This window comes from Streptomyces cavernae (assembly GCF_004023625.1).
Classification (GTDB): domain Bacteria; phylum Actinomycetota; class Actinomycetes; order Streptomycetales; family Streptomycetaceae; genus Streptomyces; species Streptomyces cavernae.
The window spans coordinates 20,470-35,403 of the sequence record NZ_RPDJ01000060.1; the positions used below are offsets into that span (position 1 = coordinate 20,470).

The 14,934-nt window shown below is 71.1% G+C and carries 11 protein-coding genes; 4 read left to right on the forward strand and 7 right to left on the reverse strand.

From position 1 onward, the window contains the following. Positions 1-329: 329 nt before the first annotated feature. Genes EF387_RS42800 through EF387_RS42820 form a run of 5 tightly spaced genes read right to left on the reverse strand, consistent with a single transcriptional unit; the run spans position 330 to position 7,869 of the window. Positions 330-2,969, reverse strand: coding sequence for a discoidin domain-containing protein (locus EF387_RS42800; protein ID WP_238432025.1), 2,640 nt, complete (start codon positions 2,967-2,969; stop codon positions 330-332). Between the two features lie 26 nt (positions 2,970-2,995). Then, positions 2,996-4,753 (reverse strand): DUF2264 domain-containing protein, encoded by a 1,758-nt coding sequence (locus tag EF387_RS42805; protein ID WP_128382009.1) that lies wholly within the window; start codon positions 4,751-4,753, stop codon positions 2,996-2,998. 1 nt (position 4,754) lies between these two features. Then, a complete protein-coding gene (locus EF387_RS42810; protein WP_128382010.1) occupies positions 4,755-5,621 on the reverse strand; it encodes a carbohydrate ABC transporter permease in 867 nt (288 codons plus the stop codon). Positions 5,622-5,629: 8 nt separating this feature from the next. Continuing rightward, on the reverse strand, positions 5,630-6,574 hold the full coding sequence (locus EF387_RS42815; RefSeq protein ID WP_128382011.1) for a carbohydrate ABC transporter permease: 945 nt from the start codon (positions 6,572-6,574) through the stop codon (positions 5,630-5,632). Beyond that, the gene (locus EF387_RS42820; RefSeq protein WP_128382012.1) at positions 6,571-7,869 is read right to left on the reverse strand and encodes an extracellular solute-binding protein; all 1,299 of its coding nucleotides are present in this window, start codon (positions 7,867-7,869) and stop codon (positions 6,571-6,573) included. Before EF387_RS42820 ends, EF387_RS42815 begins: the two co-directional genes overlap by 4 nt. A gap of 113 nt (positions 7,870-7,982) precedes the next feature. On the opposite strand from EF387_RS42820, the gene EF387_RS42825 reads away from it, so the two are divergent. The 4 genes from EF387_RS42825 to EF387_RS49065 all read left to right on the forward strand — a co-directional run bounded on the left by EF387_RS42825 (position 7,983) and on the right by EF387_RS49065 (position 11,998). Then, on the forward strand, positions 7,983-9,032 hold the full coding sequence (locus EF387_RS42825; protein ID WP_128382013.1) for a LacI family DNA-binding transcriptional regulator: 1,050 nt from the start codon (positions 7,983-7,985) through the stop codon (positions 9,030-9,032). Between the two features lie 452 nt (positions 9,033-9,484). Next, complete coding sequence (locus EF387_RS42830) at positions 9,485-10,501, forward strand: LacI family DNA-binding transcriptional regulator (protein WP_128382014.1); 1,017 nt, start codon at positions 9,485-9,487, stop codon at positions 10,499-10,501. A gap of 317 nt (positions 10,502-10,818) precedes the next feature. Further along, positions 10,819-11,547, forward strand: coding sequence for a hypothetical protein (locus tag EF387_RS42835; protein WP_128382015.1), 729 nt, complete (start codon positions 10,819-10,821; stop codon positions 11,545-11,547). A gap of 358 nt (positions 11,548-11,905) precedes the next feature. Beyond that, a complete protein-coding gene (locus EF387_RS49065; RefSeq protein ID WP_238432026.1) occupies positions 11,906-11,998 on the forward strand; it encodes a hypothetical protein in 93 nt (30 codons plus the stop codon). Positions 11,999-12,100: 102 nt separating this feature from the next. Here the strand turns inward: EF387_RS49065 and EF387_RS42845 are convergent, their stop codons facing one another. Together EF387_RS42845 and EF387_RS42850 are read right to left on the reverse strand one after the other, a co-directional pair. Next, positions 12,101-13,369, reverse strand: coding sequence for an MFS transporter (locus EF387_RS42845; RefSeq protein ID WP_128382016.1), 1,269 nt, complete (start codon positions 13,367-13,369; stop codon positions 12,101-12,103). A gap of 52 nt (positions 13,370-13,421) precedes the next feature. Then, a complete protein-coding gene (locus tag EF387_RS42850; RefSeq protein WP_128382017.1) occupies positions 13,422-14,537 on the reverse strand; it encodes an ArsR/SmtB family transcription factor in 1,116 nt (371 codons plus the stop codon). Positions 14,538-14,934: the final 397 nt, after the last annotated feature.

Genomic DNA, 14,934 nt, shown 5'->3' on the forward strand with positions numbered 1-14,934 from the left:
TTCCAAGCGCACCGAATGCCGGGGAAGACCTTGTGGCGCCCGTGTGACCGACGGGGGTACGCAGTGGGAACACGAAGGACCGGGGCGGGCGTTGCGGCACGAGGGGGCGGAGCGGGCGTTGCCGCACGACGGCCCGGACGACGGTCAGGGCGCGACGGCCCGGAGCGGGCGTTGCTGCAAGACGGCCCGGACGAGGGTTACGGCACGACGGGCGGGGGTGGGCGTTGCGCACGACGGGCCGGGCGGCGGGATCCCCTGCCCCGCCGTCCGGCCCGCTCACCGGCCGGTCTCCACTCGCCGACCGGCCGGCCGTGCCCTGCGCCTCGTGGTCAGGACCGGATCGTCAGCCAGTCCAGTGCGGCGACCTGACGTCCGCCGCGGGCCACGAGATAGAGGTCGTGCACTCCGGCGACCCGGCGTTCGAGTGTCACCGTCTGCTCCCGCCAGTCGTCCCCGCCCCGCAGGGACACCACACCCGCCAGGGGTCCGTCCGGTGCGCCCAGGCGCAGTTGCAGCGAGCAGCCCGTGGCGCAGGCGGAGGACGTGCGTACGGTGAGCCGGTTGCCGTCGAGGTTCGTCCCGCGGAAGGCCACCCAGTCACCGGAGCCCAGGGGCCCGGTGGCGGCCGTGCCGCGCTCTACTCCCTTGACGGAATTGGCCAGTTCGGCCTGGAGCGTGGCCGCGGCGTCGGGGCCGTCACCGTACAGGCGCACGTCGTTGGCGACCCACGGTACGGGTCCGCTCGCGGTGAGCGTGATCCTGATGTAGCGGGCCGTGGTCTGCCGGTCGAAAACCGCGTCCTGAGTGAAGGAGCGGCCGGAGACCCGCGCCAGCGGCTTGCCGAAGCTCTTGCCGTCACGGCTGACCGAGACCGAGAAGCCGTACGGCTGGCCGCTGGTGTCGCGTCCGGCGTCGAGGGAGAGCCGCCGGAAGGTCTTGGCCTCCCCGAGGTCGACGGTGAGGTACTGGCCGGGAGCCTGTGCACTGGCCGCCGTCCAGCGGGTGTTGATGTCCCCGTCGGTGACGGCGGAGGCGTCCGTGCCATCGCTCGCGGTGGCGGTCCAGTCGCCGTGCCTCACCCGCTGCTGACAGCCCGGCAGATTGCAGCCGCTGGACCAGATGGGCGCCCCGTACTCGTACGCGCCCTGGTCGGGGGCCTTGCCCCGCACCTCCGTGGTGATGCCGTCGATGGACTCGCCGGCGTCGATGGCGGGCGAACGGGGCGTCAGCCACAGTTCGCCGTTGACGGCGTCCGTGTAACCGGGCTTGTCGGTGATCAGGTTGGAGCGGACCACGGGCAGCGGGTCGCCGGTCTGGCTGACGCTGATCGGCATCGGGCCGATGATGTTGCTGATGTACGAGCCGGAGGCGTCCGTGGCGCCGCTCAGCCGCACCGAGTTCCCGTCGATGCCCACGCCGTAGCTGGAGTTGTGGTCCCGGTTGGCGATGCTCGGGCCCGTGTGCCCATTGAAGAAAGTGCCTCGGGCTCCGGTGTTCCAGGCGACGTTGTGGTGCAGCAGGAAGTTGCCGGAGTAGTTGTCGACGTAGTAGCCGACCTGGCCGTCCGCGTCGTGCGAGGTGTTGTGGTCGATGGAGCTGCCGGAGCCGTTCAGGCTGCAGCAGACGTAGAAGGGCGAGCCGTCCCGGGAGGTGCGCATCGCCTCGGACATGTCGTTGTGGGCGATGCGGTTGTCGTGGTACTCGGTGCCGTTGAGCTGCCACGCGGTGTCGATGGCCGCCCGGCCGGTGCGCCGGATCGTGTTGTGGGTGACGGTGTGACCGTTGCCGTTGATCTCGATGCCGGGCGTGTAACTGCCCATCCAGCCGACGTCGTGGATGTAGTTGTTGGTGACCGTGTTGCCGGTGCCGCGCAGCAGTACCCCGTTCCCGGCGGACTGCGAGATCTCACTGTTCTGCAGGGTGTTGCCGGTGCCGAGGATCTGCACGCCGGAGTCGAGGATCCGGGAGGCCACGATGTGGCCCTCGAACGGCGGGACCGCGAGATCGCTGTCGGGCGGCATGGGGAGGGTGGAGAACTCCGAGACGTACCGTGCGCTCAGCCGGTCGACGACGACTCCCGTGCTGTCGTTGCCGGTTCGCAGGGAGGTGCCCCACAGGTTCAGTCCGCGCACGGTGACGTGCGAGCTCTTGCTGAGGTCGACGCCCCACAGCCGGTGCTTGGCGGTCACCGTGTGTCCGCCCATGCCGCCCTTCGGGGGCACCATGTACAGCCGGGAGGCGGACTCGTCGTAGTACCACTCCCCCGGCTGGTCCAGCGCGGCCTTGGAGCCCACCAGGTAGTAGTTGCGGTACTTCTGGTTGCCCATGCACAGCGGGGGGCAGCGGTAGTTGCCGCCCTTGAAGTCCAGCTTGCCGGAGGCGGTCGCGGTGACCGTTCCGGTCTGCTGGGCCCAGGGGTTGGAGCCCGCCCACAGGTGCACGGTGGCACCGGTCCAGTCGGCGTCGGGCAGGTCGGTGTCGTCGATGTGCTGGTCGGTGGAGGTGGTGTCGGCCTCGGCCCAGGTGGTGTTCAGCGGATCCGGGCCGGAGTTGGGCCAACGCCCCTCCGGCGCACGGTCGTTGTCGAGGAAGACGGCGTTGAAGTCGGGGTCGGGGGGCAGTTCGGTGTCGGCGGCGACCAGTCCGCCTCCCGCGTCCTTCCACCCGGTCACGCGCTCGGTTCCGTCGACGGTCACCGGGCCGTCCCCGTACGCCGCGATGGTGATCGGGGCGTCCTTGGTTCCGGAGGGCGGGGTGAGCTGTTCACGGTAGGTGCCGCGACGGATGAGACAGGTGTCGCCGGGGCGGACGCGGGAGAGGCAGTCGGCGATGGTGCGCAGGGGTCTGTTCGCCGAGCCGCGGGCGTCGTCGTCGCCCCAGGTGGCGACGTGGTAGGTGCGGCCGGGGCCCGCCGCCTGTGCCTGTCCCGGCACCGGGAGGGCCAGCAGCGCCGTTACGGCGGCCAGCACGGATAGGTACCTGAGCCTTCTCGTTCTCATGTCCCGTCTCCAGTGATCGGGGGTTCCGGGGGGTATGTCCGGGGGTCGGGGGGTTGCCGCCAAGCCGCCTCGGCTTCGGGGCCGTCCGGGGCGCCCAGTACCGAGCACCTCAACCAGTGCTCGCCTGGTGGGAGTTCACCGATGAGCGTGGGCAGGGCCGTGCGCCGTGCGAGGACGTTCGTGCCGGGCAGGCAGTCGATGACCTCGCCCTCACGCAGGCCGTCGAGGTCTCGTAGGCCGGTGAAGCCGGCCGGGGCCGACGCCCGGGCGTACCCGGTGCCGGCCGCGCCCGCCGCGCCCGCGTCGCGGTCGACCGCGAAGGCGCCTTCGGCGGTGTGCAGCGCACGCCCGGACCGGACGCGGTGCACGCGAACGTGCCACGGGGGCGCGGCCGTCAGCCAGGTGGTGATCTCGACGTCCGGCCAGGGCCGCCAGGTGCTGCTGACCGTGTCGGCCGCGGTGTCGGGGGCGGCCGGCTCCTCGCGCACCCGGTAGTGGGCCCCGCCGTCGTCGCTCAGCGCCAGCATCGAGTCGTACGCGCCCTGCGCGAGCCCCAGCGGGCCGCTCGGGAGGCTGAAGCCGAAGCGGGTGGAGTAGGCGAACTTGGCGTACTTCTCGGCTCCGTGCCGCAGCCAGGGGTGGTGCTGGCGCCCGGCGAGCACGGTGACGTCGCCGTGCGCGCGCATCAGTACCGCCCCGGCGTGCGGCTGCGCGGCGACCGCGGGCAGCCCGGCAGGGGGCGGTTCCTCGGGCGCGGTCCAGAACGCGTGGTCCTCCGGCAGGGCGAGCGGCAGGAACGCCTTCAGTGACCAGTACGGCGAGCCGGGCGCGTTGTACTGCTCGGCGAGCGCGGGCTGCGGGTAGCCGTACCCGAGGGACAGCAACCCGTCGGGGCCGGTCACCGGGCGCCCCTCCCACCAGCGCAGATGCCGCAGCAGGAAGCCCTTGACGACGCCCAGGGGCAGGGCGCCCACCCCCGCGAAGGGCAGGGCGCCCCAGAAGGCGGCCTGCGCCCAGCGGTATGTGAGGCTTCGGCCGTAGGGGACGGCGGCCCCGTCGTCGGCGAACCAGTGGCGGAAGTCGAGGGCGAACCGGGCCGCCCGCTCCCTGAAGCGGTCCCCGCCGGTGAGGGTGTCGTACAGCAGGCCGTAGAAATGCATCGCCCACGGCACGTAGTAGTCGCGCCGCTCGGTGGGCCCGTCCGCGTACCAGCCGTCACCGAGGTGGAAGGTCTCCAGCCGGGCCAGCCGCGCGGCGGTCAGCGAACGGTCGTGGGACACGCCCACCCGGTCCAGGCCGAGACCGATCAGCACCGGGAAGAAGTGCCAGTTGTTGTCGGCCGTCTCACGGGGCAGCGCACTGAGCAGCCACCGTGCCAACCGGTCCCGTTCGGGTCCGCTCAGCGGGTCCCACCACTGCTCGGGGGCGAGCGCCAGGGCGAAGCCGATCGCGGCCATCTCGACGATGCGCTGGTCACGGTCGCCGGGTTCGCCCCAGTACTCGGGGTGGGCGGGATCGCTGCCGTGGGCGAGCCCTCGCAGCCACAACTCGGCGTGCGGTACCGCCCCCTTGCCCGCGGCGAGCGGGGCGAGCCCCCACAACGGGCGGGCGAAGGACTCCAGTTCGGCTGCGGTGTCGTCGTGGATCGCGGTGTTCACGCCCAGCCGCACCCGGGCCCGTCCGGCACTGAACCGGGGCACCAAGGGCTCCACCAACTCCGCTACCCGGCGGGCCAGTTCCGTACGTGAACGCATGTCAGCCCTTCTCCGACCCGGCGAGCAGCCCGGTGCGCAGGAAGCGCTGGGCCAGTACGAAACCGATCAGCAGGGGCGCGCAGGCCACCAGCCCGGCGAGCGCGGCCTCCGGCTGGTGGATGTCCAGGTCGGCGAAGCCGCTGGAGTTGTTGACGGCGCCGGTGGACTGCAGCAGGGACATGAGCCCGAGTTGGAGGGTGAACGTGCGGTCGTCGGAGAGCATCACGAACGGCAGGAAGAAGTCCGTCCAGCAACGCACGAACCCGAAGAAGGCGATCAGCGCGATCGCGGGACGGGCCAGTGGCAGGCCCACCGACCAGAACAGCCTGAGTTCGCTCGCCCCGTCGACACGTCCGGCGTCCAGCAGGCTGTCGGGCAGGTTCGCCTGGAAGTGCAGGAACGCGAGGTAGACGCCGAACGGGTAGAAGGACAGCGGCAGGATCACCGCCCACACCGTGCCCGTGAGGCCCACCGCCGACATCTCGAGGTAGAGGGGCAGCACCAGCGCGGCCGGCGGGAGGATCATCGTCACGATCGAGAGGGTGAGCAGGGTGCGACGGCCCGCGAAGTCGTGTTTGGCGAGCGCGTAGCCCGCGGGCACGCACAGCAGGAGGGCGAGGACGACACTGGCGGCCGCGTAGATGACGGAGTTGCCGATCCACAGGGTGATCTCGCCGTCGTTGTAAGACATCAGGTGCGCCCAGGCGTCAGCCGCGTTGCCCAGTGAACCGAAGCCGAGGGGTGAACCGGTGGTCAGGTCACCGGCGGTACGGGTGGGCGCGAGGAGCAGCCAGAGGAGCGGCAGTCCGAAGAAGAGCGCGGCGCCGAGGAGGAAGAGGGCGCGGGCGCCGCGCGAGGCAGCGTTCATGGCCTGGCTCACCGGGCTTCCGTCGGGTCCGTGGCGTACATACGGGTGCGGGCGATCACGATCCAGGCGGCCAGCAGTCCGACCGCGAGCATGGCCAGCGACAGCGCGGCGGCCTTGCCGAAGTCGCCGTCCTGGGTGGCGTAGACGTAGGCGAGCTGGTTGACGGACCAGGTGGGGCTGATCTGGCCGGGGGCGCCGGTCGACAGCACGGTCGGCTCGACGAAGACCTGGCTGCCGGAGGCGAAGCTGGAGATCAGCACGAAGGCCACGTATGTGCGGACCATGGGCAGTTTGATGTGCCACATGGTCCGCCAGGCCGAGGCTCCGTCGACCTGGGCCGCCTCCAGGACGTCCTTGGGGAGCGCGTTGAGCGCCCCGTACAGGACGACGATCCAGCCGCCCGCGTGCACGGCGACGCCCATCACGGCGAGGACCGCGATCAGGCTGCCGCCGGAGAGCGCGTCCGTGGCGTTCTCGACGTCCAGCAGCCTCAGCAGCGGTCCGAACGGGCTGCTGTCCGGGCTGACCATGAACAGCCACAGCAGGGCCGCCGCGGAGCCGGTGACCGCCCCCGGCAGGTAGTAGACGAGCTGGAGCGCGCCCGTCGCCCTGCCCGGGCGGGCATGCAGGGTGAACGCGAGCGAGAGGACGGTCAGCAGCAGGACGGGCAGCCAGATCAGCAGGTAGGTGGTGACGTTCTGGGCGGCCTCGCCGAGCCGGTAGTCGTCGAGGACGGCCGTCCAGTTGCGCCCGCCGGCGAAGGAGCCGTCGTGGACGAAGGACGTCCACAGGGCGTATCCCGCGGGTGCCAGCCCGAAGACCGCGAGGAAGGCGGCGTACGGCCCGGCGAGGAACCAGACGGCGGCGCCGCGGCCCCTGTGCCGGGGGCGGCGGGGCTGGGCCCGCGGCACGGGTTCGGCCGCGGGCGGGCGGGTCGGGGTCAGCGTCCTCATTCGACCGTGTACTCGCCGGTCTTGGCCGCCGCGTCCAGCTTCTCCTGCCAACTCGCCAGTGCCTTCTCGAGGTTTCCGCCGGAGTCGGCCGCCTTGCCGACGGTGTCGTTGAAGCTGGTCTGCCAGTCGGCCTCGAAGCGGACGGCGCCGAAGCCGGGGCGCAGCGCGTTCGCGGCCTCGCTCAGCGCGGGCATCGGGTCGGAGGCGTAGTAGGGGTCCTCGGACTTGGCCTCGCCCCATTTCTCCGCGGCTGCCGTGAAGGCGGGGTAAGTGGGTTGCTTCGCCTGGAGGTTGACGTCGGTGGTCATCCAGCGCACCAGGTCCGCGGCCGCCTCGGTGCGGTCGCCGGCGTGCGCCGAGACGAGGAAGGCGCCGCCGCCGACCTGTCCCGCGTAGGACTTCGTCTCGCCGGGCCAGGTGGGCATGGGGGCGGCGGCGATCCGACCCTTGGGGATCTTGAAGGCGGGTCCGAACATGAAGTCGCCGAACCAGGCGGGGCCCGGCAGCATCAGGATCTTGTCGTCCGCGCCGAGCTTGGCGAAGGCGGGGTCGGTGGGCACGACGGTGGTGACGGCCTTCTCCTCGGCCATCGGCTGGAGCAGGCCGGCGACCCGGGTGCAGCTCGCCTGGGTGAGGTCGATGTGGACCTTTGTGAGGCTGAGCGTGTCCCGGGTGGGGCAGCCGCTGCTGCCGAAGTAGGTGCCGGCGCCGTACTTGCCGTTGATCGCGCCCACGATCGTGCCGGGGTGGTCCTTGGCCGCCTTCAGCCCGGTCTGCTGGTACTCGGCCCAGGTCTTCGGGACCTGGTAGCCGTACTTCTTCATCAGCGAGGCGTCGTACCAGAGCACGGTGGGGGCGATGTCGTTGCGCAGGCAGTACGTCTTGCCGCCGAAGGTGCAGGTGTCCAGGGAGCCGGGGGCGAAGCCGTCACGGACGGACTTCGGTACGAGGTCGTCGAGCGGGGCCGCGTAGCCGAACTTGTCGCTCGCGAGCGTGGCGGCCTCCGCGGGGTTGGTGAGGAAGACGACGTCGGGCCAGCCGCTCTTGGTGCGGTTGGCGAGCGAGACCTTGGTGGGGACGTAGCCCGCCTCTGGCGGGATGGTGACGACCCGGATCTTCTGATCGGGGTGTGCCTTCTTGTACTGCTGGGCCGCCGGTGTGCGGGTGTTGTCCACCCAGACCAGTAACTCGCCCTTGCCGTCGCCCGACTTTCCGCTGCCGCCGCCGGTGCCTCCGCAGCCGGAGAGCACGAGCGCCGCGACGGCGGCCAGGTAAGCGGCGCGCCATCTCTTCATCGAGGGACCACCCTTTACTCCCGGGGAGCTCGGTTGCGATAGTCGGTTGCGACAGTGGTTTGCGATACATTTCGCAACTTGCGACCGCCCCGGAAACGTAGGAGATTCATCCGATGACGTCAACGGTTCGGACAGGATCCGGTTCGGGAAGGCGGCGCACTCTTGCCGAAATTGCCGGGCAGGCTGGAGTTTCTGTCTCCACCGTCTCCAAGGTGCTGCACGACAGATCCGATGTATCGGCGGAAACGCGGGCGAAGGTGCAGCGCCTGCTGGAACAGCACGGCTACCTTGCGAAGCACCGTCCGACGGCCACCGCGGCCCCGCCCGGCGGGCTGATCGACTTCGTCATCAACGAACTCGACAGCCCCTGGGCGGTGGAACTGATCCGGGGCGCGGAGGACGTGCTGCACGAGGCCGGCATGGGACTGGTGGTCTCGGCCACGCACGGCCGGACCCGGCGCGCCCGGCAGTGGCTGGACTCGCTGGCCACCCGCTCCACGCGCGGTGCGATCCTCGTCGTGCCCGAACTGACGCCTGAGCAGCACGAGGAGCTCGGCCGGCTCGGTATCCCGTACGCGCTGGTGGCGCCGATCGACGAGCCCGCGCCGGGGACGCCGTGGGTGGGGGCCACCAACTGGCCCGGCGGCCTCGCCGCCACTCGCCACCTCATCGAACTGGGCCACCGCCGGATCGCGATCATCAGCGGCCCGGAACGCCGCCTCACCTCACGGGCGCGGGTCGACGGCTATCGCTCGGCGCTGGCCGAGGCCGGACTCCCCTTCGACCCGGCCCTCGTCCGCTACGGCGACTTCACCCACGGCCTGGCGCACCGGCACGCCCTGGAACTGCTGGCGTTGCCCGAGCGCCCGACGGCGGTCTTCGCGGGCAGCGACCACCAGGCGCTGGGCACCTACCGGGCGGCGGCGGAACTCGGTCTGCGGATCCCGGCCGACGTCAGCGTGGTCGGCTTCGACGACCTGCCGTTCGCGGACTGGGTGACCCCGCGGCTGACGACGGTCCGCACCCCCCTGGCGGACATGACCGCGCTGGCGGCGCGGATGGTGCTGCGGCTGCTGGCCGGGGAACAGCCGGAGACGACCCGGGTGGAGGTGGCCACGGAACTTGTGGTGCGGGAGAGCAGCGCACCCGTGCGCGCGGAGTGACGCGGCGACTCGCGATCGGCACGTCGTCGCAGGAACACACCCTTGGCCTGGCGGCCCCCGCCTCAGCCATGAAGGGGCACGGGCCGCCATCCCCGTCGCGCCCGCACCCCGCCGGCCTCCTCCGCCTCGGCCATGCAGCACGTGCCACATCCCCAGCCAGACCTGCGCTCCGCCGACCCACACCTCAGCCACGAAACACGAACCGAAATGAGTACGGCGGAGCTCAGCCCGTGCACGACCGCCCGTCCTCCCGGGCCGCCGCACCACCCCGCAAGGGTGCACTCCCGGTGCAGGCCGGCGGCCCAGGTACTGTCGTCGCAGACGAGGGGGCCGCGGAGGCGGTCGGCCTCGTGGACAGCTGACAGCACCGGTGGACAGCTGACATGCCGAGGGTGGCGTGACGTGGGTTCGAGGAGCCCGCCCGCGCCACGACGACCGAGGGGATATTGACCATGCCTGTGGCCCGCCGTCCCACGCTCAGCGATGTGGCGCAGGAGGTCGGCGTCAGCGCCAAGACGGTGTCGCGGGTGCTCAACGAGGACGGTCCGGTCTCCGCCGAGACCCGTGAGCGGGTGCTGGAGGCCGTCAAGCGACTCGGGTTCCGCCCCAATCTGATGGCCCGTCATATGCGGCTGGGTATGAGCGACACGGCCATCGGGCTGATCGTGCCGGACATGAGCAACCCGTTCTTCGCCACGGTGGTGAGCGGGATCGAGTCGGTCACCCACGGCCGGGGCCTCACCCTGCTCGTCGGTTCGTCGGCCCAGGACGCCGACCGGGAACGCTCCCTGGTCGGCACGTTCCTGGCCCGCCGCGTCAGCGCCCTGCTGATGGCGCCGACCCCGAAGGCCGACCACGGCTACCTCAAGGCCGAACGCTCAGCCGGGCTGCCGGTGGTCTTCCTGGACCGCCCCGGAACGGCCCTGACCGCGGACAGCGTGCTCAGTTCCAACCGGAGGGGCGCGGGCGAGGGCACCGCGCACCTGATCCGGCACGGCCACCGCAGGATCGGCTTCGTCGGAGCCGCCCCCGCCGCCCCCTACACCCGCCGGATGCGTCTGCAGGGCTACCGTGACGCCCTCGCGGAGGCCGGTCTGCGCTACGACAAGGCGCTGGTGGTGGGCGGCCAGGACGTGCAGGACGCCGCCGACGCGACCGAGCGTCTGCTGGCCCTCGCGGATCCGCCGACCGCACTGCTCGCGGCGAACAACTTCTCGTCGATGGGGGCCGTGCTGGGCCTCGCCCGGACCGGCCGCAGGGACGTCGCGCTCGTCGGTTTCGACGACATCCCGCTCGCCGAGGCCCTGGAACCCGCCCTCACCGTGGTCGCCCAGGACCCGGCGGCGATGGGCGCCGCGGCGGCGACGACGGCACTGGCCCGGCTGGACGGCGACCGGTCCCGCGCCCGCTCCACGGAGATCCCCACCCGCCTGATCCCGCGCGGCTCGGGCGAACTGCGGCCCCGCTGACCGCGCGGCACACCGCTCCGCGCCCTGACCGCACCCGGGCGGCCGGTCCTGCCGGGCACGCGCGCCACTCCCTGTTCGGCAGGGCTTCCGGGGTCGGCGTTCGAGAGGGCTTTCGGCGTCGACGTTCGACAGCAGTTCCGAGGTCGGCGTGCGACAGGGCTTCCGGGGTCGGCCGCCGGCCGTACTCTTCTTGTCGTGCGGGCCGCAAGGCGCCTTGTCGTGGGGGGCCGCGAGGCGCCGCGCCACGGGCGGGAGGGGTGACTGTGGGGGATGCCGAGAGAGTTTCGGAGGCTCTGGGGGACGCCTGGTGGCAGGAGATGCTCAAGCAGTCCGATGACCTCGCCGGGACGGCGGAAGCCCGGGCTCCCGGCGCGCTGGAGCGGCTTGACGCGCTCCTGCGGGCGTGGGCGATCGGTTTCGCCGCGGTGCGGGGCGACGTTCTCTCCCCGCGCCTCGCAGAGTCCCGGCGGGGACTCGGGGCGGACGAGGCCGCGGGATTCCTGGCAGCTCTGGACGCCGGGATACTGCACGTGGACTCCGCCGGGTTCGTGAGGCCGCAGGCCTTCCGGCGCAAGCCCTCCGGGGGCCGGTACGCGCTGTTCAGCCGGAACGGCGCCGGCGTGGCGGTCAACCTGGAGTATCTGATCCAGCTGGCCGCCGCGGCCGAACTGATCTCGGTCCACCATGTCGCCGGGCCGGACATCTGCTTCGAGCAGGGAGAGTTCGATGCCGTGGTCGAGGCCGACGGCGTGCCGACGCTGGTCATGGAGGCCAAGGCCAGGATCCACGGACCTGACGGGCTTCTCGGGCTCCTGGCATCGCTGCTGAGACTGAGCGAGGACGGACAGGCTGCGGCCGGACGGAACCATTGGCGCAAGTACAAGGCGCTCCTGGACATCACGGCACGGGGTCCGGTGGTCTTGTGGCTGGTCGCCGACGGTGCCCGATGGCCGTTCGAGGCGCATGCGGCCGATGCCGGGGTGCGGCTGGTTCCCCGGCCACTGCGCCCTGCGACGAAGGAGTCGCTGCCGGGCACTTGCGTCTGACGGAAGCCGCCTCGCCCGGCCCTCGCGGCCGTCACGAATGGGCGGGCTTGCGCAGGCGGCAGGTGGAGAGGCTGGTCGGTGTTCCTGAGATGAGGCAGCATTCGCGACCGGCGAGCCAGCACATGCCCTCGAGTTCGACGCCGCTGCCCAGCACCCCGGGCCGGAGTTCCCTTCGCCGATGATGGCTCTGCCCCCCAAGCGAGACGGTCTCTCTTGGCATGCGGTCGCCGAAGTCGCCGGGACTACCATGGTCATGCCGCTGAGCTGCGGCGTGAGTTGAGGGACATGCCCGGGAGGACTCCTGAACAAGGTCACCATCAGGGATGTCGCCGAGCTCGCCCGGGTGTCGCAGTCTTCGGTGTCGAACTACTTCCACAAGCCTCACAAGCTCTCCGAGGCCACTCGGGAGCGGATCCGGCAAGCGGTGGAAGCCGGGATTCGTGCCCGATGACGCGGCCCGTATCCTGCGCACCGGGGTCAGTCCGGTGATCGGTTGTCTCGCGTTCGAACTGGCCAGTGCCACCTACTCAGCGTCCTGAGCTGATCCGCGCAGTCATTCCGGTTTGACCGTGATCACCGCTGTCTCTTCCGGCGCCGCGACGCTTGCCGTGCCGTCGGCCGTGACGAAGGGCTCCTGACCGGGCTGCCGTGCGCCGACGCATGCGAGGGCGAGCGTGGCGGTCACGGCCAGGACGACAACGGCGGCCCCCGAGAGCAGGAATGCGTTCTCGACTCCGGCGAGGGTGATGGCGGTCGAGGCCACAAAGGGGGAGATCGCCAGGGCTCCTGCCACCCCGGCCTCCCACAGGCCAAGCGCCTTCGCCAGATGATGGCTCGGTATGCGCTGCTGCACCAGCGCGATCAAGGGAATGTCCGTGAGGGCCGAGGCCAGCCCCGTAGCGGTCAGGAGAACGGCCGCCACAGCATGGGAGGTGACCGTTCCCAGTGGAGCCCGGAAGATCCCGAGCAGGGCCCACGCCAGCACGGCGGCCAGTGCGAGTCTGCGGATGCGCAGGCCGGCCAGGAGCAGGGCGCCCACCACTTCGGCGACCCCGGCGACGCCCAGCAACAGACCGTACTGGCCGCCCTGCCCCACGACCGCGACAAGCCCGACGGTCAGGAAACCGTTGGTCAGGGCGAGGGCGAGCACGAAGGTCACGATGACCACGAGTACGTCGGGAGCGGCCCGCACTGCCCTGAGCCCGGCGCTGAGATCGGACCACAACCCCATCTGACCGCTGGTCGGGGCGGGGCGGGTCACACGGATGGCGGCCACGGCGGCCGCCGAGCCAAGGAAGGTGAGTCCGTTCACCACCAGCGCCGACTGCAGCGAGCCGAAGGCCAGCAACGGCACGAGCATCAGCGGGCCGACGAAGAAGGCGGCCCGGAAGGCGACTTGCAGCAGCCCGTTGGCCTGCTGGAGGCGGTCGTCCGGCACGATCTGCGTGACGATGGCGTTGCGGGCTGGGGTGAACGGGGCGCCAATCAGCGCTAGCAGCGCCGTGGTCGCCACGAGCAGGGGCAGATTCAGCAGGTTGAGGGAGAGCAGGACCGAAGCCACGGCCACCACGGCGACCCGGGCCAGGTCGGTGGCGATCATCAGCTTCCGGCGGTCGCGGCGGTCGGCGTACGAGGCGGCGACGAAGGTGGCCACGAACGCGGGCGCGAAGGCGGAGACGCTGACCAGGGCAACGGCCGTAGGGTCCTTCGTCAGTGACCAGGCCAGCCAGGCGGTCGCGGCGGTGTACAGGCCGTCGCCGAAGCGGGAGATGCCCTGGCCGGCGAAGAGAAGCAGGAAGTTGCGGTCCTTCAGCAGTGACATGCGGCCACTGTCCGGCCCCGGCGCGGGTCTGATCCACTTATTAGGCAGATGGCTAATCAGTCGCCTCGCCGTCGCCGTGCAGGAAGCCTTCCAGGCTGGGGGTCAGGCCCGCCACCTGTCCGGGCGCAAGCCGGTACAGGACGTAGTAGCCCTCGCGGCGGCGCTCCAGCAGGCCCGCGTCCGCCAGCACCCGCAGGTGCTTGGACAGGGCGGCTTCGCTGACGCCGACGAGCGGGGCCAACTCCTGGGTGCTGCGCGGGCGTTCGGCGAGCAGTCGCAGGGCGCGCAGCCGGGTGTCGTCGGCGAGCGCGCGGAGTGTGCCGACGAGCCTGGTCGGTGGAATCCTCGGGCGGGCTTCCTGGACGATCGAGGAGACGGGGAAGACGAGCCCGAGGGGCCACGGACCGTCGCAGTTGACGCGTACGTGCGGCCACACATAGGCGCTGGGGGCGAGCACGAGTGTGTCGTCCGGGCCGATGGCGACCTCGTGGTCGTGCGGTCGCTCCAGCCAGAAGCGTTCGGCCTGCCGGTCGCTGCGCACCTCCGGCCACAGGCCACGGAGCATCCCGTACAGACCGCGCTGCTCGATCTGGTGTCCGGCCTCGCTGACGCCGGCGGCGAGTTCGGGTTCGAGCCGTGCCCATTCCTCCTCGAACGCCTCCCGCCAGTAGCGCTCCAGCATGCTCAGGAACCGTTCGAGCAGCGCGCGGGGGTCGTCGAGGAGCATCGCGGCCATCGCTTCGTCGCTTTCCCGTGCGAGGCGCTCCCGCAACAGGCGGCGTACCTCCGGTTCGTCCAGCACGTGCGGATCCCTGCCCTCGCCGCTGCCCGGCCAGGGCGTGAGCAGGGGGACGGCGAACTCCAGGCGGACCAGCTCCGGATCCGCCCCGCGCAAGCCGGCCAGTTCGTCCTCGAAGTCCGTCAGTTGGCCGGTCGGCTGCGGAAAGAGAAACTCGGGGAAGTACGAGCGCACCGCATAGGAGAACGCCTCGATCTCCCGCTTCAGCGCCGGGGACAGCTTGCGCATCGCACGCACCCAGCCGTGCTGGACGGGGTGGTGCTTGGGCTCCACCAGCACATGGAGACTCAGTACGGCTTCCATCGTCGGCGAATAGGCAAACCCCACCCGCTCCGCACCGCCGGCAGGGACCCGGAACACGATCGTCATGACCCGTCATCCTTGCCGCACGGCGTCCACGACGGGAGCCGCGCCGCGCCGCCGGACGCCTTCTGCACCGCTGACCTGCGCGCGCCGGGCGGCCAGGCGGCGAGTGAGAATCGCCGCATGGACGTCCGGCAGCTCGAGTACTTCCGCGTCCCGTCGATCACCTGTCGGTGATCACGGGCCGGACAGCTCCTAAGGGCTCGCCGATAAATAATTCGTCGGCGAGCATCGCTCCTGAGCTGCGGTGTCAAGACCCGGAGCACGCAAGTTATTTCCCGGCAAGCCCTAAGCCTCGATCCACCGGGCAATAGCCGGTCCAGGGCTTGGACATGAAGACGCGGATGCCCTCTGAGCTGGGATGATGGGACTTCCTAGGGTTCCATGTCCACAGAATCGGAGT